This window comes from Pseudomonas sp. DW-iso17 (genome assembly GCF_058725345.1).
The window spans coordinates 116797-139053 of record NZ_JBZXEA010000021.1 but is presented as its reverse complement, the minus strand read 5'-3'; the positions used below and the strand labels follow the sequence as shown (position 1 = coordinate 139053).

Below are 22257 nucleotides of genomic sequence, written 5' to 3'. Positions count from 1 at the left end.
TAGGTATGCGCTTTCGCGCGTTGGTTGCTGTCGTGGGGGTGTTGCTTGCGGCAATGACTGTCAATGCTCTGGCTGCTTCACAGGTGAAAAGTGTTCGCCTGTGGCGAGCGCCGGATAACACGCGACTGGTGTTCGACCTGTCTGGCCCGGTCCAGCACAGCGTCTTTACCTTGACGGCGCCTGATCGCCTGGTGATCGATATCAACGGTGCCAGCCTGGCCGCGCCGCTGAAAGTCTCCACCGCCAACACGCCCATCACCGCCATGCGCTCGGCCCAGCGTACGCCGACCGACCTGCGTGTGGTCATCGACCTGAAAAAGGCCGTGACCCCCAAAAGCTTCTCCCTGGCCCCCAACGCCCAGTACGGCAACCGCCTGGTGGTCGACCTGTTCGACAACCCCGCCGACGCCGCACCGCCGCCTGCGCCAACGCCGAGCGTGGCGACGGTGCCTGCGGTGCCGGTCAACCCTTCGCAACCCCAGGTCAAGCTGCCACCGCCGCCGCCTGCCCCTGCAGGCAAGCGCGACATTATCGTGGTGATCGACGCCGGCCATGGTGGCGAAGACCCTGGGGCTTCCGGCTCCCGCGGCCAGCATGAGAAAGACGTGGTGCTCGCCATCGCCCGTGAACTGCAGCGCCAGGTCAATGGCATGAAAGGCTACCGCGCCGAGCTTACCCGTACCGGTGACTACTTCATTCCGTTGCGTGGCCGTACCGAAATTGCCCGTAAGAAGGGCGCTGACCTGTTCGTGTCCATTCACGCCGACGCCGCGCCTTCAACCGCTGCCTTTGGCGCCTCGGTATTTGCCCTGTCGGATCGCGGCGCTACCTCCGAGACTGCGCGCTGGCTGGCCGACAGTGAAAACCGTTCCGACTTGATCGGCGGGGCCGGCAACGTCTCCCTTGATGACAAGGACAAGATGCTCGCAGGCGTACTGCTCGACCTGTCGATGACCGCCTCGCTGACCTCCAGCCTCAACGTGGGCCAGAAAGTCCTGAGCAATATCGGCCGCGTGACCTCGCTGCACAAGCAGCGCGTAGAACAAGCCGGGTTCATGGTGTTGAAATCGCCGGATATCCCGTCGATCCTGGTGGAAACCGGGTTTATCTCCAACGCCAACGAAGCGTCGAAACTGGCCAGCGCCAGCCACCAGCAAGCGCTGGCGCGCTCCATCAGCGCCGGTGTGCGCCAGTTCTTCCAGCAGAACCCGCCGCCGGGCACCTATATCGCCTGGCTGCGCGACTCCGGCAAAATCGCCCAGGGCCCGCGTGACCATCGTGTGCAGCCCGGTGATACCGTTGCCATGCTGGCCGTGCGTTTCCAGGTCACGCCTGCAGCCTTGCGCAGCGCCAATAACCTGAAAACCGATGAGTTGAAGATCGGCCAGGTGTTGACCATCCCCGGTACTTCATTGGCGGCGCAGTGATGAGCGAATCCACCTTGAACAGCGGCTCACGCATTGAATTGCTCAGCCCGCGCCTTGCCAACCAGATCGCCGCGGGTGAGGTGGTTGAACGCCCGGCGTCGGTAATCAAGGAGTTGCTGGAAAACAGCATCGACTCCGGCGCCAAACGCATTGATGTCGATGTGGAGCAGGGCGGCGTCAAGCTGCTGCGGGTACGTGACGATGGCAGTGGCATCTCTTCGGATGACCTGCCCCTGGCCCTGGCCCGCCACGCCACCAGCAAGATCCGCGACTTGGAGGACCTGGAGCGGGTCATGAGCCTGGGCTTTCGTGGTGAGGCCCTCGCCTCCATCAGCTCCGTGGCCCGCCTGACCCTGACCTCCCGCACCCGCAGCGCCGAGCAAGCCTGGCAGGTGGAAACCGAAGGCCGCGACATGGCGCCTCGGGTCCAGCCGGCGGCGCACCCGGTGGGTACCTCAGTGGAAGTGCGCGACCTGTTTTTCAATACCCCGGCGCGGCGCAAATTCCTCAAAGCCGAGAAAACCGAATTCGATCACCTGCAAGAAGTCATCAAGCGCCTGGCCCTGGCCCGTTTCGACGTGGCCTTTCACCTGCGCCACAATGGCAAGACCATCCTCAGCCTGCACGAAGCCAACGACGACGCCGCCCGTGCTCGGCGGGTGGCGGCGGTGTGTGGCAGCGGGTTCCTGGAGCAGGCGCTGCCGATTGAGATCGAGCGCAATGGCTTGAGGTTGTGGGGCTGGGTCGGGTTGCCGACGTTCTCCCGCAGCCAGGCCGATTTGCAGTATTTCTTTGTGAACGGCCGGGCGGTCCGCGACAAACTGGTGGCCCATGCGGTGCGCCAGGCTTATCGCGATGTGCTGTTCAACGGGCGACACCCGACTTTTGTGCTGTTCTTTGAGGTTGACCCTTCGGTGGTCGACGTCAACGTGCACCCGACCAAACACGAGGTGCGCTTCCGTGACGGGCGCATGGTGCATGACTTCCTGTATGGCACGCTGCACCGTGCCCTGGGTGATGTGCGCCCGGATGATCAATTGTCGGCGCCGATCGTCACCGCGGTGGTGCGCCCGAGCGGTCCCGAGGCCGGTGAGTTCGGGCCGCAAGGTGAAATGAGCCTGGCGGCCAACCTGCTGCAATCGCCGCAGGCGCAGCCAGCCTACACGGCGCCGAATTCGGGTGCCGGTGCGGGTTATCAGTACCAATACACACCGCGCCCGCAATCGACGGCGCCGGTGGCCGAAGCCCAGGCGGCGTACCGTGAGTTTTTCGCGCCGTTGCCGGGTGCCGAGCCGGGTGCTGCTGTGGCGTTGCCCGAAGGCGGTGGTGATATTCCGCCGCTGGGTTATGCCCTGGCGCAGCTCAAAGGCATTTATATCCTTGCCGAAAACGCCCATGGCCTAGTGCTGGTGGACATGCACGCTGCCCATGAACGGATCATGTACGAGCGCCTGAAGATCGCCATGGCCAGCGAAGGCCTCAGCGGCCAGCCGCTGCTGGTGCCCGAATCCCTGGCGGTGAGCCAGCGTGAAGCCGACTGCGCAGAAGAACATCACAGTGTGTTCCAGAAGCTGGGCTTCGAACTGCAACGCCTGGGCCCGGAAACCCTGGCGATCCGCCAGATTCCCGCGCTGCTCAAGCAGGCCGAGGCCAACCGCCTGGTGGCCGACGTGCTGGCAGACCTGATGGAGTACGGCACCAGTGACCGTATCCAGGCGCATATCAACGAATTGCTCGGCACCATGGCCTGCCACGGCGCCATCCGCGCCAACCGCCGCCTGGCCCTGCCGGAAATGAACGGCCTGCTGCGCGACATGGAAAACACCGAGCGCAGCGGCCAATGCAACCATGGCCGACCGACCTGGACCCAGATGGGCCTGGATGATTTGGACAAACTGTTCTTGCGCGGCCGCTGATGAGTGCCTTGCCCCCCGCCATTTTCCTGATGGGCCCCACGGCCGCCGGCAAGACCGACCTGGCCATCGAGCTGACCAAGGTGCTGCCCTGCGAGTTGATCAGCGTCGACTCTGCCCTGGTTTACCGGGACATGGATATCGGTACGGCCAAGCCGTCGAAGGCGCTGTTAGCCCAGTATCCGCACAAGTTGATCGACATCATCGATCCGGCGCAGAGCTATTCGGCGGCGGATTTTCGCACCGACGCCCTGGCGGCCATGGCCGAGATCACCGCGCGCGGCAATATCCCGCTGCTGGTGGGCGGCACCATGCTCTACTACAAGGCGTTGCAGGAAGGCCTGGCCGATATGCCGCCTGCCGATACCCAGGTGCGCGCCGAACTTGAAGAAGAGGCTGCGCGCCTTGGCTGGCAGGCCCTTCATGACCAGTTGGCGGCGGTAGATCCGGTGTCTGCGGCACGTATTCACCCCAATGACCCCCAGCGGCTCACACGCGCCCTGGAAGTCTGGCGCGTCAGTGGCCAGACCATGACTGAACATCGGCTGAAACAAAGTGCGCAAAGTACTGATGCAGGCGCATCTGGACAGTCACAATTGCCCTATACTGTGGCGAATCTGGCCATCGCTCCGGCAGATCGCCAGGTGCTGCATGAACGAATTGCACAAAGATTCACAATTATGTTGGAACAGGGGTTTGTGGACGAGGTCGTAGCACTGCGTTCAAGAGGTGACCTGCATGCAGGGCTGCCTTCGATACGTGCTGTAGGCTACCGCCAAGTCTGGGATCATCTGGATGGCAAGCTGACGTCAGCCGAAATGCAGGAGCGCGGCATCATCGCCACGCGCCAGTTGGCGAAGCGCCAGTTCACCTGGCTGCGCAGCTGGAGCGATTTGCACTGGTTGGACAGCCTGGACAGCGACAATCTGTCACGCGCCTTGAAATACTTGGGAACGGTCTCCATATTGAGCTGAGTCCTTGCAATTGCCGTCTATCCTTGGGGGTGTGACGGCCATAAGCTATCTATTTTCCGATTTTTTATTATTGATCCTTAAAGGAGTGCGGCACATGTCAAAAGGGCATTCGCTACAAGACCCTTACTTGAATACTTTACGTAAAGAGAAAGTTGGGGTTTCCATCTATCTGGTCAACGGCATCAAGCTGCAAGGTACGATCGAGTCGTTCGACCAATTCGTTATCCTGCTGAAAAACACCGTCAGCCAGATGGTTTACAAGCACGCTATCTCGACAGTCGTTCCAGTTCGTCCAATCCGTCTGCCTAGCGCAGCCGGTGATGAACAGGGTGACGCTGAGCCAGGTAACGCCTGATAGGAGTCTCCTTTGTTCTTTGAGCGCCACGGTGGTGGTGAGCGAGTAATCCTCGTTCACTTGGATGGACAGGACCCTGAGGCGCGCGAAGATCCGCAGGAGTTTCAGGAGTTGGCAAATTCGGCCGGCGCCGAGACCGTTGCGTTTTTTAACGTACCGCGTCATCGGCCAACCGCCAAATACCTGATTGGCAGCGGCAAGGTCGAGGAACTGCGCGACCTGGTTCATGCCGAAGAAGCCGATCTGGTGATCTTCAATCACACCCTCACGCCCAGTCAGGAACGTAACCTCGAACGTGTTTTCGAGTGTCGCGTGATCGACCGTACCGGCCTGATTCTCGACATTTTCGCCCAGCGCGCCCGTACCCATGAAGGCAAGCTCCAGGTCGAACTGGCCCAGCTTGATCACATGAGCACCCGCCTGGTTCGCGGCTGGACTCACCTTGAGCGTCAGGGTGGCGGTATCGGCATGCGTGGCCCGGGTGAAACCCAGTTGGAAACCGACCGGCGTCTGCTGCGGGTTCGCCTGCGCCAGATCAAGGGCCGCCTGGAAAAAGTGCGCAGCCAGCGCGAGCAGTCGCGACGTGGCCGTTCCCGTGCGGATATCCCTACAGTGTCGTTGGTGGGCTACACCAACGCCGGCAAATCCACGCTGTTCAATAACGTGACCAAGTCGGATGTGTACGCGGCCGACCAACTGTTCGCCACCCTCGATCCGACCCTGCGGCGTCTGGACATCGACGACCTGGGGCCGATTGTGCTGGCCGATACCGTGGGTTTCATTCGTCACCTGCCCCACAAGCTCGTCGAGGCATTTCGGTCTACGCTCGAAGAGTCGAGCAATTCCGACTTGCTGTTGCACGTGATCGATGCGGCCGAACCGGATCGCATGTTGCAGATTGAACAGGTCATGGTGGTGCTGGGCGAGATTGGTGCCCAGGACTTGCCGATCCTCGAGGTCTATAACAAACTCGATTTGCTTGAAGGCGTTGAGCCACAGATCCAGCGCGACGAGAACGGCAAGCCCCAGCGGGTCTGGTTGTCGGCGCGAGATGGCAGTGGCTTGGAGTTGCTGGAACAAGCCATTGCCGAATTGCTCGGCAGCGATTTGTTCGTCGGCACCTTGCGCTTGCCGCAGCGTTTTGCTCGACTGCGTGCACAGTTTTTCGAGTTGGGCGCTGTACAGAAAGAAGAACACGACGAAGAAGGTGTCAGCTTGCTGGCCGTTCGATTGCCACGCTCGGAACTCAATCGGCTGGTCAGCCGAGAGGGTGTTGTACCGGCAGAGTTTATCGAACAACACACTTTGCAATAAAAGCCTGAGAAAGCGGTTGTGCCGCAGTAGCAGGCATTCTGTAGCATTGGTCGGCGCGCCGTGGGTGCGTCTTTGCTTTATCAGATGGAGAGCGCTATGGCTTGGAATGAGCCGGGTGGCAACTCGAATAATCAGGATCCTTGGGGTGGTAAGCGCCGCAATAACGGCGACCGCAAGGGGCCACCGGATCTCGACGAGGCCTTCCGAAAGCTGCAGGAAAGCCTGAATGGGTTGTTCGGTGGTGGAAAAAAACGTGGTGGTGACGACGGCGGTCGCACAAGCAAGGGCGGTGGCTATGGCCTGCTGGGCCTGGGTCTTGTCGTGCTCGCGGCCGTATGGCTGTACAGCGCGGTCTACGTGGTGGACGAGCAGGAGCAAGCCGTGGTGCTGCGCTTCGGCAAGTACTACGAGACTGTCGGGCCAGGCCTGAACATCTATTTCCCGCCGATCGACAAGAAGTACATGGAGAACGTGACGCGTGAGCGTGCGTACACCAAGCAGGGCCAGATGCTGACCGAAGACGAGAACATCGTCGAAGTGCCGCTGACCGTGCAGTACAAGATCAGCAACCTGCAGGACTTCGTGCTGAACGTTGATCAGCCGGAAATCAGCCTGCAACACGCAACCGAAAGTGCCCTGCGCCACGTGGTGGGTTCCACCGCCATGGATCAGGTGCTGACCGAAGGTCGTGAGTTGATGGCCAGCGAAATCAAGGAGCGTCTGCAACGGTTCCTCGATACCTATCGCACTGGTATTACCGTCACTCAGGTGAACGTACAGAGCGCAGCGGCACCGCGTGAAGTGCAGGAAGCCTTTGACGACGTGATCCGTGCCCGTGAAGACGAGCAGCGTTCGCGCAACCAGGCTGAAACCTATGCCAACGGCGTTGTGCCGGAAGCCCGTGGTCAGGCCCAGCGCATCCTTGAAGATGCCAACGGTTACCGCGATGAAGTGGTCTCCCGCGCCAAGGGTGAGGCAGATCGTTTCACCAAGCTGGTCGCCGAGTACCGCAAGGCTCCTGAAGTGACCCGCGAGCGTCTGTACCTGGACACCATGCAGGAAGTCTTCAGCAACACCAGCAAGGTTCTCGTGACCGGCAGCAAAGGTGGGCAGAACAACCTGCTGTACCTGCCGCTGGACAAGATGATCGAAGGTGGTCGTAGCGGCGCCAGTGCACCGTCCACCGGTTCGAATGCCGCTGCCAACGAAGCGAGTGCCCGTGCGGCCGCTGACTTGCTGCAACAGCAAACACGTACCAGGGAGAGTCGTTGATGAGCAATAAATCGCTGACCGCCCTGATTGTGGGCGTCGTCGTGGTCATCGCTGCCTGGAACTGCTTCTACATCGTCGCTCAGACCGAGCGTGCGGTGCTGCTGCAATTCGGTCGCGTGGTCCAGGCGGATGTCCAGCCGGGCCTGCATGTGAAAGTCCCCTACGTCAACCAGGTGCGCAAGTTCGACGCCCGCCTGATGACCCTGGATGCACCGACACAGCGCTTCCTGACCCTGGAAAAGAAAGCCGTGATGGTTGACGCCTACGCCAAGTGGCGCGTCAAGGATGCCGAGCGCTTCTATACCGCGACTTCCGGCCTCAAGCAGATTGCCGACGAGCGTTTGTCCCGTCGTCTGGAATCGGGGCTGCGTGACCAGTTTGGTAAGCGCACCCTGCACGAGGTGGTATCCGGTGAGCGTGATGCGCTGATGGCTGACATCACCCGCTCACTGAACACCATGGCGGAAAAAGAGCTGGGTATTGAAGTGGTTGACGTTCGCGTCAAGGCCATTGACCTGCCCAAGGAAGTAAACCGCAGCGTGTTCGAGCGTATGAGCACCGAGCGTGAGCGTGAAGCGCGTGAGCACCGCGCCAAGGGTAACGAGTTGGCTGAAGGTATCCGTGCCGATGCCGACCGTCAGCGTCGTGTACTGCTGGCAGAAGCCTATCGTGAGTCTGAAGAGGCTCGTGGTGACGGTGATGCTCAAGCCGCGGCGATTTACGCCAAGGCCTATGGCCAGGATCAGGAGTTCTACGCGTTCTACCGTAGCCTGCGTGCCTACCGTGAAAGCTTCGCGAACAAAACCGATGTACTGGTGCTGGACCCAAGCAGCGACTTCTTCCGCTACCTGGAAAAGTCCAAGTAACCAGCCCGTGATTCTGTAAGGCGCACTCCGTCGGGCGGCTAAAATGCCTGGCGGGGTGATCCTTTCAGAAAACGGGTGTATGATGCGGCAGCCGGGAAATTCCCGGCTTTTTTGCGTCTGCATGTTTGATTCGGCAGGCGTGACAGGTTTTTCGAGGAAAGTGCCCGACGAGGCCGTTTGCAGGCCATTCGTCACGTCGCTCTTGCGCGTGGTTTATGCAAGGGGCGGGTATTTTCTGCTTCACTCAAGGCTCGGCCGAGGGCTGGCCGCCCGGATCAAAGGGGAATGGCGTAATGGCAACGGTAGACCGCTGGCTGCTGCCAGATGGCATCGAAGAAGTACTGCCACCAGAAGCTGCGCGCATTGAAGTAGCGCGTCGCCAGGTGTTGGATCTGTTCCAGAGCTGGGGTTACGAGTTTGTCGTGACTCCCCATATCGAGTACCTGGAATCCCTGCTGACCGGCGCGGGCCAGGACCTGGATCTGCGCACCTTCAAGGTCATCGACCCGCAATCGGGCCGGCAAATGGGGTTCCGTGCCGACATCACGCCGCAAGTGGCGCGCATCGATGCGCACACCCTGCGGCGCGAAGGCCCGAGCCGCCTGTGCTACGCCGGTAGCGTACTGCATGCCCAGCCGCGTGCGTTGTCGTCTTCCCGTAGCCCGATCCAGTTGGGCGCCGAGTTGTACGGCGATGCCAGCCCGAGCAGCGATGTTGAAGTGATCAGCCTGATGCTGGCCATGCTGCAACTGGCGGATGTGCCGGATGTGCACATGGACCTGGGCCATGTCGGTATCTACCGTGGCTTGGCGCGCGCTGCCGGGTTGTCCGGTGAAGTGGAGCAGCAGTTGTTCGATGCCCTGCAGCGCAAGGCGATCGATGAAGTGATCGCTCTCACCGAGGGTGTGCCTGCTGAGCTGGCTGGCATGCTGCGGGCGCTGGTAGACCTGTGCGGCGGCCGTGAAGTGCTGGTGGCTGCGCGTGAGCGCCTGGCGAATGCGCCGGCACCGGTATTGGCAGCACTGGACGATGTGCTGGCAATTGCCGAGCGCCTGTCGGCACGGTTCCCGGAGCTGCCGCTGTATTTTGATCTGGGTGAATTGCGCGGCTACCACTACCACACCGGTGTGGTGTTCGCGGTATTCGTCCCGGGTGTTGGCCAGGCCATCGCCCAAGGTGGTCGCTATGACGATATCGGCGCCGACTTCGGCCGTGCGCGTCCGGCCACTGGTTTTTCCACCGATTTGAAAACCCTGGTGACCCTGGGGCGTGCTGAGGTCGAGCTGCCGTCTGGTGGCATCTGGATGCCCGACAGTACGGACGCAGCGCTCTGGCAGCAGGTTTGCCAGTTACGCCGTGAGGGTCAGCGTGTAGTCCAGGCCTTGCCTGGGCAGCCATTGGCCGCCGCCCGTGAAGCGGACTGCGACCGGCAATTGATTCAGCAGAACGGGCTTTGGCAAGTATCGCCACTGGCTTCTTGAGTTTTCCTGCCGGCCATCGCCGGCACCAAGTTTGCGCGAATGAGGACAAGTGTTATGGGTAAGAATGTCGTAGTCCTGGGCACCCAATGGGGTGATGAGGGCAAAGGCAAGATCGTTGATCTGCTGACCGAACATGCTGCCGCCGTAGTGCGCTACCAAGGTGGTCACAACGCTGGCCACACCCTGGTCATCGATGGCGAAAAAACTGTCTTGCACCTGATCCCGTCGGGTGTCCTGCGCGAAGGCGTGCAGTGCCTGATCGGCAATGGCGTTGTGGTTGCACCTGACGCCCTGCTGCGCGAGATCACCAAGCTGGAAGAAAAAGGCGTACCGGTGCGCGAGCGCCTGCGTATCAGCCCGTCCTGCCCGCTGATCCTGTCCTTCCACGTTGCGCTGGACCAGGCCCGTGAAAAGGCGCGTGGCGAGCTGAAGATCGGCACCACCGGTCGCGGCATCGGCCCGGCCTACGAAGACAAGGTTGCACGTCGTGGCCTGCGTGTGGGCGACCTGCTCAACATGCCGCGCTTTGAAGACAAGCTGCGTGAACTGGTGGATTACCACAACTTCATGCTGGTCGGTTACTACAAAGAGCCAGCCATCGAGTTTGAAAAGACCCTGGCCGAGTGCAAGGAATACGCTGAGCTGCTCAAGCCGCTGATGCTGGACGTGACGGCCGAGCTGCACGAGCTGCGTCGCGCTGGCAAGGACATCATGTTCGAAGGTGCCCAGGGTTCGTTGCTGGACATCGACCACGGTACCTACCCGTACGTGACCAGCTCCAACACTACTGCTGGCGGCGTTGCCACCGGCTCGGGCGTTGGCCCGATGTTCCTGGACTACATCCTGGGCATCACCAAGGCTTACACCACCCGTGTAGGTTCCGGTCCGTTCCCGACTGAGCTGTTCGACGACGTTGGCGCACACCTGGCCAAGCAAGGTCACGAATTCGGCGCCACCACTGGCCGTGCTCGTCGTTGCGGCTGGTTCGACGCCGTTATCCTGCGTCGCGCTATCGATGTGAACAGCATCTCGGGCATCTGCCTGACCAAGCTGGATGTACTCGACGGCCTGGAAGCCATCAACATCTGCGTCGGCTACAAAGACGCCCAAGGCAACGATGTTGCCCCGACTGACGCTGACAGCTACGTGGGCCTGCAGCCTGTGTACGAAGAAGTGCCAGGCTGGACCGAATCGACCGTGGGCGCCAAGACCCTGGAAGAACTGCCAGCCAACGCCCGCGCCTACATCAAGCGTGTGGAAGAGCTGATCGGTGCACCGATCGACATTATTTCGACCGGCCCGGACCGCAACGAGACCATCGTTCTGCGTCACCCGTTCGCGTAATAAGCTGTTGATGTAAAAAGCAAAGGGCTCCTTCGGGAGCCCTTTGTCGTTTCTGCCTGGCAAACGGCACGACCCTTGCTGTGTTTCCCTCTTTCGAGGTGCTATCAAATTAGTGGCACCCGTGGTGGAGGGATTTCCAGTGTCTGCCGTTCTCTCGTTGTTACAAAGCCGTCTGTTGCGGCCGGTGTTCGTTACCCTTGGTATCGCTCTTTTGGTGCAAGTGCTGGTGGCCGTCGCGCTGACGCGGAGCACGGTGACGGCGCTGGAAGCCGATTTGGGCAATCGTCTGGGCATAGATAGCCAGAAGTTGTCTGGCGAACTGGCCCAGGCTGGCAAGGAAGTCACGTCCAGCCTGGACAGCCTCTCCGCCAGCACGCGCCAGCGCCTCACAGCCGGGCTTTCCACGCGCTTGCAGGAAGAGCAAAAGCAGTTGCGTGCGACGCTGGAAAAAGACCTGCAGGACTCCGCCAACGACATGGCGCAACTGCTGGCCTCGGTCGCGCCCCGTGCCATGTGGGACAGTGACGTGCCGACCCTTTCTGAGTTTGCCCGCCGGGCCCAGCGCAACCCCAATGTGCTGTTTGTGGTATATGACGACGCCGCAGGCGAGCACCTGACCCGATACCTGAACCGCGAAAACCCGATCAACCAAGCCCTGCTGGCAAAGGGCGCAGGGGAACGTGCCCTGGACAAGGTGCTGGACGCGGCCAAGACAGACCCCTCCGTGTATTACGTCGAAGCCTCCATCAGCCCCAACGGTGTGGAAATCGGCAAGGTGCGCATGGGCGTGTCGACCGCGACGGTTGAAGCCGACCTGCAAGCCTTGGATAAGCGCTTTGCCGCGCTGATCGCCAGCGGTGATCAGCTGGTGGGTGACAGCCTCAAGGGAGCCGCTGCTGACAGCGCCAACGCCATGGGCGCCCGGCTGCAATCGGCGCAAGCCACTGCCACGCAAATGACGGCCAACACGGCCGCCGCTGTGCAAGACGCGGCGGGCACCCTGCGCTGGCGTATCGGCATGGGTCTGGCGCTGGTGGGGCTTGGGGTCTTGCTGCTGATCGCTATTGTGCTGGGCCGGCGCGTGGTCAATCGTCTGAAGCTGCTGATTGCCGCGATGGATGACCTGGCGGCCGGCGAAGGCGACCTCACCAAGCGCGTGCAGATCAACAGCAAGGATGAAATCGGTGATATGGCCTCGGCGGTCAATCGCTTTGTGGATAAGTTGCAGCCCATCGTGCGGGAGGCAGGCGACGTGGCCCAGCGTACTGGTGTGGAAATCGGCGCCATGACGTTGCGCAATGCTGGCGCCGATGCGGCGGCGGGCTTGCAGCGTGATGAAGTGGCCGAGAGTTTGCGCGCTTTGTCGCAAATGGCCGATGAGGCCCAGGCCGAAAGCCACGCCATGCAGGCGGCCCTGCAGCAGGTGGTGGATATTCGCCAGGCCACGGATGAAAACTCACGGACCTCGGCCGAAGTTGGCAGCTTGATCGAGGCGTTGGCGGGGCAGGTGCAGGCCGGTTCCCAGGTGATCGAACGGCTGGCGCAGCAAAGCGAACAAATTGAAGTGGTGTTGACCGTGATTCACGGTATCGCCGAGCAAACCAACCTGCTCGCTCTCAACGCGGCCATCGAAGCGGCACGGGCTGGCGAGACTGGGCGCGGCTTTGCGGTGGTGGCCGATGAAGTGCGTGCGCTGGCCAGCAAGACTCAAAGCTCCACTGGCGATATCCAGGCGCATATTGTTGCGTTGCAGCAGGGCGCGCGCGAGGCCGTAGAAACCATCGGCAAGGCGGGGCGCCAGGCCAGTGAGGGCTTGCTGGTGCTGCGCGATAGCGTGCGCTTGCAGCAGACGGTGCAGGCTTCTGTGGAGCAGGTGCATGCGGCGATTGGCCTGGCGACGCGCGCGGCCGAGCATCAAGCCCAGGGCGCGCATGCGGTGCGTGGGCGCGTCGAGGTGATTCATGCCCAGGCCGAGCGTGCGGCGCAAGCGGTGGTGGAGACGACGGCCAGTGGCAAGGTGTTGGATGGGTTGGCGGCGCAGTTGAAGGCGAGTTTGGGGCAGTTCAGGGCGTGAGGTTGTCTGGACTGGCCTCATCGCAGGCAAGCCAGCTCCCACATTCAACTGCATTCCAAAGTTGGAACTCGGTCACTGTGGGGGCTGGCTTGCCTGCGATAGCTGTTTCAGCGACTCAGATACATCCGAGTCGTGAGCAGATACACCGGCAACCCCGACACCACTATCAACAACGCCGCATACGGCGCCGCCGCCGCAAATTCCACATTCGAGGTATGTGCCCAGACGGCCGTCGCCAAGGTATTCAACCCGGTCGGGCTGAGCAGCAACGTCGCCGTCAATTCCTTCATCGCATCCAGGAATACCAAGGCAAACGCCGCCCCCAGCGCCGGAAAGATGATTGGCAACGTCACCCGGCAAAACGCACTGAAGGACGATGCGCCTAACGTGCGCGCAGCCTCTTCCAGCTGTGGCGCCGCCTTGTTCAGTGCTGTACGAATCGGCGCCTGTGCCAACGGCAAAAACAGCAGCGCATAAGCAATCAGCAATAACGCAGAGGTCTGGTACAGCGCGGGGATGTAATGCAGGGCGAAATACACCAGGGTCAGCGCAATCACCAGGCCGGGCAGGGCATGCAGTAGATACGGCAAGCGTTCGGCCCAGATTGCCAACTGTCCTTTGTAGCGCACCACCAGCAGCCCAACCGGCACTGCCAGTACCAGGCACAGTGCGGCGCCGCCCAGGGAGAGCGCCAGGGATGACAGCAGCGCCTCGCTGATCTCGGCCATCGGAAACGCCGCTGACGAACCGACGGCCAACCAATAGCCGAGCATGCCCAGCGGGATGCCGCTGCCGATGATCGCCAATGCCAGGCAATACACCTGGCCCAATGGCGCCCACTTGCCGAGTCGAACCTGCTCGGCGTGCCGCGCCGCGCCCTGGCCAATGCGCACATGCCGGCCTTTGCCGCGTGCGCGCAGCTCCAGCCACAGCAGGGTCAGGCACATCACCAGCAGCACTGCCGAGAGCATTGCCGCATTGGCATTGCTGAATTCCAGTTCGAACTGCTGGTAGATCGCGGTGGTGAAGGTCTGCAACCCGATAATCGACAGCGCGCCGAATTCCACCAGCATGTGCAGTGCGATCAATAGTGAGCCGGCCAGCAGCGATGGCCACAGCAGCGGGAGTGTGATGCGAAAGAACACGCCCCAGCGGTTGAGCCCCAGCGTGCGGGCCGATTCTTCCAGGGAGGGGTCTAGATTGCGCAGTGTTGCCGCCACCGGCAAAAACACCAGCGGGTATTTGGACAGGCTCATCACCAGGATCGCGCCACCGAGCCCCTCGAACTGAGCGCTCAGCGACACCCAGGTAAAGCTGCTGACAAACGCCGGCACCGCAAACGGCAGGCACAGGATCACGCCCCAGATGCGCCGTCCTGGCAGGTTGCTGCGTTCCAGTAGCCAGGCCAGGGACAGGCCGATCACGCCGCAGGTCAGGGTCACGCCGACCATCAATGCCAGCGTGTTGCGCAGCAGCCCGAACACATAAGGTCGCCACAGTAGATGCACCGCCTCCGTCCAGCCCGCCTGCCAGGCTTTGAGCCCGACATAGGCGAGCGGCAACAGGCTCAGGCCAACCAGCAATAGCACAGGCAGCAGCAGCCAGATTGACGGGCGTTTGCGACGGGGGGTGAACCCCGTGACGGAAAGCGATGGGTTCATCAGTTCAGGCCAACGTCACGTTCCAGCTCCAGGGCTTCTTCGGCGTTACCCAGGTCTGCGGGGGTGACCTTTGGTGGCTGCAGCTCGCTAAATGGCTTGAGGCCGCGGTTCGATTCCATGCCCTTGCGCAGCGGGTACTCGGCCGACGTGTTGGTGATCACGCGCTGGCCCTCTTCGCTGGCCATGAATGCCAGCAATTGCTGAGCTTCTTTGGGATGCTTGCTGGATTTGAGTGCGGCAGCGGAGGACACGGTGATCAGGCCGCCAGCATCACCATCGGTGAAGTAATGCAGCTGGGAGTCCAGGTTGGTTTTTTCCTTTTTCAGGGCGAACCAGTAGTAGTTGTTTACCAGCACGGTAGCCACTTCGCCGTTTTCCACGGCCTTGAGGGCGACCATATTGTTGCTGTACACCTTGCCGAAGGCGCGCAGGCCGGTCAGCCATTCTTCCGCGGCTTCGCGACCGTGCAGCTTGATGATTGCCACGGCTTGTTCCTGGAACGCGCCGCTGGTGGGCACGAAACCGACCTTGCCTTGCCATTCGGGGCCGGCGAAATCCAGTACCGACTTGGGCAAGTTTTTTTCCGCAATCAATTTGGGGTTGAAGGCTACGACGCGGGTGCGTGCGGTCACGCCCATCCAGTCGCCGTTTTTACCCACGTAATCCTTGGGCAGCACATTGAGGGTGCTGGCATCGATTTTTGCCAACAGGCCTTGCTCGCCGAGTTTGTTCAGGGGCGGTGATTCTTCGGTGTAGATGACGTCGGCAGGGGAGCGCTCACCTTCTTCGACGACTTGGCTGGCCAACTGGTTGCTGCTGCCTTTGCGCACGTTGACGTGGATGCCGGTCTTGGCTTCGAAGGCCTTGGCGAGTTCATCGCCGACTTCTTTGTGTTGGCCGTTGTATAAGGTCAGGGAGACCTTGTCGGCAGAATGGGCGGCGGACGAGAGCAGGGTCAGGCTGAGTAGGGTGAGGGTCAGGCCGCGCAGAAGGGATGTCTTGAGTCGGTTGTCACGGATCATCATCCGAAGTGTTCCTCGCTTATATGCAACAAATCATTGCAAGGATAAACGATAAATCTTCTCAAGTGCGGATGAGGGGGAAATCACTGGGGAAGTTTTCAAACCCCGGAAACGAAAAAACCCGCTTTCGCGGGTTTGATCTGAATTTGGTGCCCAGGAGAAGACTCGAACTTCCACGACCTTGCGATCACCAGCACCTGAAGCTGGCGTGTCTACCAATTTCACCACCTGGGCATTATCTAACAACGTTGCCGCTGTTGATGGGGCGAACTATACGGCGGGGTTTTTAATCTGTAAACCCCTGATTCGAAAAATATAAATCAATTTTTCCGTTAAAAATCAAAGGTCTGAAACGAAAAAACCCGCTTTCGCGGGTTTGATCTGAATTTGGTGCCCAGGAGAAGACTCGAACTTCCACGACCTTGCGATCACCAGCACCTGAAGCTGGCGTGTCTACCAATTTCACCACCTGGGCAGCATCAACAACGTTGCCGTCGTCGATGGCGCGCACTATACGGAGCGATATTTGAGCTGTAAACCCCTGCCATGAAAAAAGCCTGGAAAATTTCACCAGCGGTCGTGCAAGGTGCGTGGCGGGGGTCGTAAAGGTCTTTTAAACGCTTGTTGATACCTGAAATTTCCCGTTTCAATACGCGTATGCCAAACTAACCCACATATAGACAAGGTGAAAACTCTCTAATGGCCGATTGGCAGTCCCTCGATCCCGAGGCCGCTCGTGAAGCGGAAAAATATGAAAACCCTATTCCTAGCCGCGAACTGATCCTGGCGCACCTCGCCGATCGTGGTTCGCCTGCTAGCCGCGAGCAGTTGGTCGAAGAATTCGGTCTGACCACCGAAGACCAGCTCGAAGCCCTGCGCCGCCGTTTGCGTGCGATGGAGCGCGATGCTCAATTGATCTACACCCGTCGTGGCACTTACGCGCCGGTAGACAAGCTCGACCTGATCCTGGGCCGCATTGCCGGCCACCGCGACGGCTTCGGCTTCCTGATACCGGACGATGGCAGCGACGACCTGTTCATGAGCCCGGCGCAAATGCGTCTGGTGTTCGATGGCGACCGTGCCCTGGCGCGGGTTTCTGGCCTCGACCGCCGTGGTCGTCGTGAAGGCGTGATCGTCGAAGTGGTGTCCCGTGCCCACGAATCTATCGTCGGCCGTTACTTTGAAGAAGGCGGCATCGGCTTCGTTGTGCCGGATAACCCCAAGGTCCAGCAGGAAGTGCTGATCACCCCGGGCCGCAATGGCGCCGCCAAGGTCGGCCAGTTCGTCGAGGTGAAAATCACCCACTGGCCTACTGCGCGCTTCCAGCCCCAGGGCGATATCGTGGAGGTGGTCGGCAACTATATGGCGCCGGGCATGGAAATCGACGTTGCCTTGCGCACCTACGATATTCCTCACGTCTGGCCTGATGCCGTGCTCAAGGAAGCCGCCAAGCTCAAGCCGGAAGTCGAAGAGAAAGACAAAGAAAAACGTATCGACCTGCGCCATCTGCCGTTCGTCACTATTGACGGCGAAGATGCCCGCGACTTCGACGATGCGGTCTACTGCGAAGCCAAGCCTGGCAAGCTGCGCCTGTTCTCCGGCGGTTGGAGGTTGTACGTCGCGATTGCCGACGTCTCCAGTTACGTGAAGATCGGTTCGGCCCTGGATAACGAGGCTCAGGTGCGCGGCAACTCCGTGTACTTCCCAGAGCGCGTGATCCCGATGCTGCCTGAGCAGCTGTCCAACGGCCTGTGCTCCCTGAATCCGAAAGTCGACCGTTTGGCCATGGTGTGCGAGATGACCATCTCCAAAACCGGCGAAATGACCGACTACCAGTTCTACGAAGCGGTGATCCACTCCCAGGCGCGTCTGACCTACAACAAGGTCAGCACCATCCTGGAAACGCCGAAGACCAGCGAAGCCAAGGCTCTGCGTACCGAGTACGCTGGCGTGGTGCCGCACCTCAAGCAGCTGTACTCGCTGTACAAGGTGTTGCTGGGTGCCCGTCATACCCGTGGCGCGATCGATTTCGAAACCCAGGAAACCCGGATTGTCTTCGGCTCCGAGCGCAAGATTGCGGCGATCACCCCGACCACCCGTAACGACGCGCACAAGCTGATCGAGGAGTGCATGCTGGCGGCCAACGTGGCCACTGCCGAGTTCCTCAAGAAGCACGAAATTCCTGCGTTGTACCGTGTGCACGACGGCCCGCCGCCGGAGCGCCTGGAAAAACTTCGCGCCTTCCTCGGCGAACTCGGCCTGTCCCTGCACAAAGGCAAGGATGGTCCTACGCCTAAGGATTACCAGGCCCTGCTGGCCAGCATCAAGGACCGTCCGGATTACCACGTGATCCAGACCGTGATGCTGCGATCCCTGAGCCAGGCGGTGTACAGCGCCGATAACCAGGGCCACTTCGGCCTGAATTACGAGGCGTACACCCACTTCACTTCGCCGATTCGCCGCTACCCGGACTTGCTCACGCACCGGGCGATCCGCAGCGTGATCCATTCCAAGCAGAACACCCCGCACGTCAAGCGCGCCGGTGCCATGACCATTCCGAAAGCACGGATCTACCCGTACGACGAAGCGGCCCTGGAACAGCTGGGTGAGCAGTGCTCCATGAGCGAGCGCCGCGCTGACGAGGCCACCCGCGACGTGGTGAACTGGCTCAAGTGCGAGTTCATGAAGGATCGCGTGGGCGAGTCGTTCCCTGGTGTCATCACCGCCGTGACCGGCTTTGGCCTGTTCGTCGAGCTGACCGACATCTACGTCGAGGGCCTGGTGCACGTCACCGCCTTGCCGGGTGATTACTACCACTTCGATCCTGTGCATCACCGCCTGGCGGGCGAGCGCACCGGTCGCAGCTTCCGTCTGGGCGATACCGTTGAAGTGCAGGTCATGCGTGTCGACCTCGACGAGCGCAAGATCGACTTCGGCATGCCTGACAAGCCGGCAGAGCCTGCGGGTCGTAAAAAACGTGGTGAAACCACAGCGCCTGCGTCCAAAGGCAAAGCGACCACTGCAAAAACCACGGCCGAGCCTGCACCTGCCAAGGCCGGTCGTCGTTCTTCCGCCAAGGACAAGGCCCCTGAAGCCTACCGCCCAAGCGACGCTGCGGCGAAAAACGCCGAGCTGCGCAAGAGCCGCGAGTTGAAGCAGCAGTTGCTCAACGAAGCCAAAAGCGGTGGTAAAGCGGCGTCTGGGGGAAAGTCTCACGGGGCGGAAAAGCCGTCGAGCAAGCCAAGTAAACACCGTAAAGGCCCGCCAAAAGCGGGTTCGGCTCCCGCAAAAAGCGGCGGGTCGCGCAAACCTAAGGCCAAGTCATGAGTCTGGAAAAAATCTACGGCGTGCACGCCGTAGAAGCACTGCTGCGTCACCATCCCAAGCGCGTCAAGCAGGTGTGGTTGGCCGAAGGTCGCAGCGAGCCGCGCGTACAGGCGCTGGTCGAGTTGGCTACGCAGAATAAGGTTGCCATCGGCCAGGCCGAGCGTCGTGAAATGGACGTGTGGGTCGAAGGCGTTCACCAAGGTGTGGTGGCTGACGTCAGTCCGAGCCAGGTGTGGGGCGAGGCGATGCTCGACGAGCTGCTCGACCGTACCGAAGGTGCGCCGTTGCTCTTGGTGCTGGACGGCGTGACCGACCCGCACAACCTCGGCGCCTGCCTACGTTCGGCGGATGCTGCCGGTGCGCTGGCGGTGATCGTGCCCAAGGACAAGTCCGCGACCCTGACGCCGGTGGTGCGCAAGGTCGCCTGCGGTGCGGCGGAAGTGATTCCGCTGGTGGCCGTGACCAACCTTGCGCGTACCCTGGAGAAGCTCCAGCAGCGCGGCCTGTGGGTCGTGGGCACGGCGGGGGAGGCTGAGGTCAGCATTTATGACCAAGACCTTACCGGCCCTACCATCCTGATCATGGGCGCCGAAGGCAAAGGCATGCGCCGGTTGACCCGTGAGCATTGCGATTACCTGGTGCACCTGCCGATGGCTGGTAGCGTCAGCAGCCTCAATGTGTCGGTTGCGACGGGTGTTTGCCTGTTTGAAGCCCAGCGTCAGCGTGGTGCGAAAGCCAAGGCCAAGCCCAAGAAGTGATCAAAATGTGGGAGCGGGCTTGCCCGCGATGACGGAGTGTCAGTCAGCAGAGATGTTGCCGGTGCCATGGTCATCGCAGGCAAGCCCGCTCCCACATTGGTTTTGTGGTGTTTATTCAGGATTGTTCAAATAATCACCAATTGCCTTGCGCCGCTTCTCCCCCTTCTCTACAATTGCGCCCCTTGCCTTCCTGGCAGGCACCGATGTGCCTCCCCTGCGGCAAGATCCATAAGTGTCATTCACTCCTTGTCTGACCGTTTTTGAGCGGCAGGCTACAACCCGTAAGGAGCATTCATGCGTCATTACGAAATCATCTTTTTGGTCCACCCGGATCAAAGCGAGCAAGTCGGCGGCATGGTTGAGCGTTACACCAAGCTGATCGAAGAAGACGGCGGCAAAATCCACCGTCTGGAAGATTGGGGCCGTCGTCAACTGGCCTACGCAATCAACAATGTTCACAAGGCTCACTACGTGATGCTGAACGTTGAGTGCACTGGCAAGGCCCTGGCCGAGCTGGAAGACAACTTCCGCTACAACGATGCAGTGATCCGTAACCTGGTCATCCGTCGCGAAGAAGCCGTTACCGGCCAATCCGAGATGCTCAAGGCTGAAGAAAACCGCAGTGAGCGCCGTGAGCGTCGCGATCGTCCTGAGCACGAAGGCGCTGAAAGCGCTGAAGGCGAAGAGAACGACAGCGATAACGCTGACGAGTAATCCACGGACCTTATTAAGGAGCCTATCAAATGGCACGTTTCTTCCGTCGTCGTAAATTCTGCCGCTTCACCGCTGAAGACGTGAAAGAGATCGATTACAAAGATCTCAACACTCTGAAAGCCTACGTATCCGAGACCGGCAAAATCGTTCCAAGCCGTATCACCGGTACCAAAGCACGTTATCAGCGTCAGCTGGCCACCGCTATCAAGCGCGCCCGCTTCCTGGCCCTGCTGGCCTACACCGACAGCCACGGCCGCTGAGACCGGGCAGTCGACAAGTAGTAAGGGATTGAATGCATGCGCGCCTTAGCTGAGTTCATCATGCGCGGTCGCGTGCAGGCCACTCTGGTAGTGGCTGGATGTGCGGCATTGCCGTTGCTTTATTGGTTGGGTGCTGCCGCAGGTTGCCTTGTGCTGCTGCGGCGCGGTTTGAAGGACGCCCTTGGCGTTCTTGCCCTGGGTTTGTTGCCGGCCTTGATCTGGTGGCTGCAAATGGGTGATCCACGGGTACTTCTGGTACTGCTGGGGTCATCGAGCCTTGCGTTGGTTTTGCGCGCAAGTGAGTCCTGGGTCCGTACGCTGCTGGTCAGCGTGGCATTGGGGTTGGTGTACTCAGTGATGCTTGGCGCGGCTTTCCGCCCGCAGATCGAGGCGCTGGCGCAGGAGATCGTCAAGATCCTGCCGTTGGCCCTCGGGGATCTCTACCAGCAGTTGTCGGTAGATGAGCGAGCGCGGTTTGCGTCACTGATTGCCCCGGTCCTGACTGGCCTGATTGCGGCTTTGTTGCAGGTCGTCAGCGTGCTGAGCCTGATTCTTGGGCGTTATTGGCAGGCGTTGTTGTACAACCCGGGTGGTTTTGGTCGCGAGTTTCGCAGTATCAGAATCCCAGCGGGGCCGGCGATGTTGCTGCTGGCGTGCATGGTTGTCGGGCCGAACTTCGGCCCACAGATGGCCTTGCTGGCGCCGATTTGCAGCGTACCGCTGGTGTTTGCCGGGCTGGCCCTGATTCATGGGCTGGTTGCGCGAAAGCGCCTGGCCAGGTTCTGGCTGGTGGGGTTGTACGTCACGCTGTTGCTGTTCATGCAGCTGATCTATCCGTTACTCGTGGTCTTGGCCATTGTTGACAGCCTGATTGATTTTCGCGGTCGTCTGGCGTCGAAAGACGCCGATAACGCGAACGGTGAAGGTTAAAAGTTAGAGGATTTTCACATGCAACTGATCCTTCTGGAAAAAGTCGCCAACCTGGGCAACCTGGGCGACAAAGTGAACGTTAAGGCCGGCTACGGTCGTAACTACCTGCTGCCATACGGCAAAGCCACCGCTGCAACCGCTGCCAACCTGGCTGCGTTTGAAGAGCGTCGTGCTGAGCTGGAAAAAGCCGCAGCAGACAAAAAAGCGTCGGCCGAAACTCGCGCTGCCCAACTGGCTGAGCTGGAAGTGACTATCACTGCCACCGCTGGTGACGAAGGCAAGCTGTTCGGTTCGATCGGCACCCACGACATCGCTGATGCACTGACCGCCTCCGGCGTTGAAGTGCAGAAGAGCGAAGTTCGTCTGCCGAACGGCACCATCCGCAACGTAGGCGAATTCGACGTAGCCGTGCACCTGCACGCCGAAGTTGAAGCCACCGTACGCGTTGTCGTGGTAGCAGCTTAAGTCGCACCTAACTGACTGGCACCTCGCGTGCCAGCCGGTTAACATCGGGCACGATCCTGTTTACAGGTCGTGCCTTTTGTTTTTCTACACACCCCAAATT

Annotated in this window: 18 protein-coding genes and 2 tRNA genes; 16 read left to right on the top strand and 4 right to left on the bottom strand. The window is 60.6% G+C overall.

Annotated elements, in window-relative coordinates; all coding sequences use genetic code 11:
• Positions 1 to 5: 5 nt before the first annotated feature.
• From AC4PS6_RS15065 to AC4PS6_RS15020, 10 genes are all read left to right on the top strand, one after another.
• Positions 6 to 1427, top strand: coding sequence for an N-acetylmuramoyl-L-alanine amidase (locus AC4PS6_RS15065; protein ID WP_003188054.1), 1422 nt, complete (start codon positions 6 to 8; stop codon positions 1425 to 1427).
• Positions 1427 to 3343 carry a DNA mismatch repair endonuclease MutL gene (gene mutL, locus AC4PS6_RS15060; protein ID WP_069868915.1) on the top strand — a complete coding sequence of 639 codons (1917 nt, stop codon included), beginning with the start codon at positions 1427 to 1429 and terminating at the stop codon, positions 3341 to 3343. Before AC4PS6_RS15065 ends, mutL begins: the two co-directional genes overlap by 1 nt.
• Positions 3343 to 4314 carry a tRNA (adenosine(37)-N6)-dimethylallyltransferase MiaA gene (miaA, locus tag AC4PS6_RS15055; RefSeq protein ID WP_032904044.1) on the top strand — a complete coding sequence of 324 codons (972 nt, stop codon included), beginning with the start codon at positions 3343 to 3345 and terminating at the stop codon, positions 4312 to 4314. The genes mutL and miaA overlap by 1 nt, the downstream gene beginning before the upstream one ends.
• Positions 4315 to 4408: 94 nt before the next feature.
• Positions 4409 to 4669 (top strand): RNA chaperone Hfq, encoded by a 261-nt coding sequence (gene hfq, locus AC4PS6_RS15050; RefSeq protein ID WP_003188059.1) that lies wholly within the window; start codon positions 4409 to 4411, stop codon positions 4667 to 4669.
• A 12-nt stretch (positions 4670 to 4681) separates the two neighbouring features.
• Positions 4682 to 5983 (top strand): ribosome rescue GTPase HflX, encoded by a 1302-nt coding sequence (gene hflX, locus AC4PS6_RS15045; protein WP_003188061.1) that lies wholly within the window; start codon positions 4682 to 4684, stop codon positions 5981 to 5983.
• 96 nt (positions 5984 to 6079) lie between these two features.
• Positions 6080 to 7255 (top strand): FtsH protease activity modulator HflK, encoded by a 1176-nt coding sequence (gene hflK / locus AC4PS6_RS15040; RefSeq protein ID WP_003188062.1) that lies wholly within the window; start codon positions 6080 to 6082, stop codon positions 7253 to 7255.
• Positions 7255 to 8121, top strand: coding sequence for a protease modulator HflC (gene hflC, locus AC4PS6_RS15035; RefSeq protein ID WP_003188064.1), 867 nt, complete (start codon positions 7255 to 7257; stop codon positions 8119 to 8121). Before hflK ends, hflC begins: the two co-directional genes overlap by 1 nt.
• 293 nt (positions 8122 to 8414) lie before the next feature.
• Positions 8415 to 9602, top strand: a complete 1188-nt coding sequence (locus tag AC4PS6_RS15030) for an ATP phosphoribosyltransferase regulatory subunit (protein ID WP_003188066.1) — start codon at positions 8415 to 8417, stop codon at positions 9600 to 9602.
• Positions 9603 to 9656: 54 nt separating this feature from the next.
• Positions 9657 to 10946, top strand: a complete 1290-nt coding sequence (locus AC4PS6_RS15025; RefSeq protein WP_020301628.1) for an adenylosuccinate synthase — start codon at positions 9657 to 9659, stop codon at positions 10944 to 10946.
• Between the two features lie 139 nt (positions 10947 to 11085).
• Positions 11086 to 13020, top strand: a complete 1935-nt coding sequence (locus AC4PS6_RS15020) for a methyl-accepting chemotaxis protein (RefSeq protein ID WP_014716670.1) — start codon at positions 11086 to 11088, stop codon at positions 13018 to 13020.
• Positions 13021 to 13127: 107 nt separating this feature from the next.
• Here AC4PS6_RS15020 and AC4PS6_RS15015 read toward each other — a convergent pair whose 3' ends face one another.
• The 4 genes from AC4PS6_RS15015 to AC4PS6_RS15000 form a co-directional block, all read right to left on the bottom strand.
• Entirely contained in the window at positions 13128 to 14681 is a 1554-nt protein-coding gene (locus tag AC4PS6_RS15015; protein WP_014716671.1) for an ABC transporter permease, read from the bottom strand.
• Entirely contained in the window at positions 14681 to 15706 is a 1026-nt protein-coding gene (locus tag AC4PS6_RS15010; RefSeq protein WP_492180871.1) for an extracellular solute-binding protein, read from the bottom strand. Before AC4PS6_RS15010 ends, AC4PS6_RS15015 begins: the two co-directional genes overlap by 1 nt.
• Positions 15707 to 15850: 144 nt before the next feature.
• Positions 15851 to 15937: transfer RNA gene (locus AC4PS6_RS15005), tRNA-Leu, on the bottom strand.
• A gap of 154 nt (positions 15938 to 16091) precedes the next feature.
• Positions 16092 to 16178 (bottom strand) — tRNA-Leu (locus tag AC4PS6_RS15000).
• Positions 16179 to 16402: 224 nt separating this feature from the next.
• Between AC4PS6_RS15000 and rnr the strand changes: the two genes are divergently transcribed.
• The 6 genes from rnr to rplI all read left to right on the top strand — a co-directional run bounded on the left by rnr (position 16403) and on the right by rplI (position 22157).
• The gene (gene rnr, locus AC4PS6_RS14995) at positions 16403 to 19030 is read left to right on the top strand and encodes a ribonuclease R (protein WP_333958332.1); all 2628 of its coding nucleotides are present in this window, start codon (positions 16403 to 16405) and stop codon (positions 19028 to 19030) included.
• Positions 19027 to 19788: a 23S rRNA (guanosine(2251)-2'-O)-methyltransferase RlmB gene (gene rlmB / locus AC4PS6_RS14990; RefSeq protein WP_003188074.1), complete on the top strand. Its 762-nt coding sequence runs from the start codon at positions 19027 to 19029 to the stop codon at positions 19786 to 19788. Before rnr ends, rlmB begins: the two co-directional genes overlap by 4 nt.
• A 294-nt stretch (positions 19789 to 20082) precedes the next feature.
• Positions 20083 to 20502, top strand: coding sequence for a 30S ribosomal protein S6 (gene rpsF, locus AC4PS6_RS14985; RefSeq protein WP_003188075.1), 420 nt, complete (start codon positions 20083 to 20085; stop codon positions 20500 to 20502).
• A gap of 29 nt (positions 20503 to 20531) precedes the next feature.
• Complete coding sequence (rpsR, locus tag AC4PS6_RS14980) at positions 20532 to 20762, top strand: 30S ribosomal protein S18 (protein WP_002551829.1); 231 nt, start codon at positions 20532 to 20534, stop codon at positions 20760 to 20762.
• A 36-nt stretch (positions 20763 to 20798) separates the two neighbouring features.
• Entirely contained in the window at positions 20799 to 21692 is an 894-nt protein-coding gene (locus AC4PS6_RS14975) for a YybS family protein (RefSeq protein WP_019818302.1), read from the top strand.
• An 18-nt stretch (positions 21693 to 21710) separates the two neighbouring features.
• The gene (gene rplI / locus AC4PS6_RS14970) at positions 21711 to 22157 is read left to right on the top strand and encodes a 50S ribosomal protein L9 (protein ID WP_003171376.1); all 447 of its coding nucleotides are present in this window, start codon (positions 21711 to 21713) and stop codon (positions 22155 to 22157) included.
• The last annotated feature ends 100 nt before the right edge of the window (positions 22158 to 22257 follow it).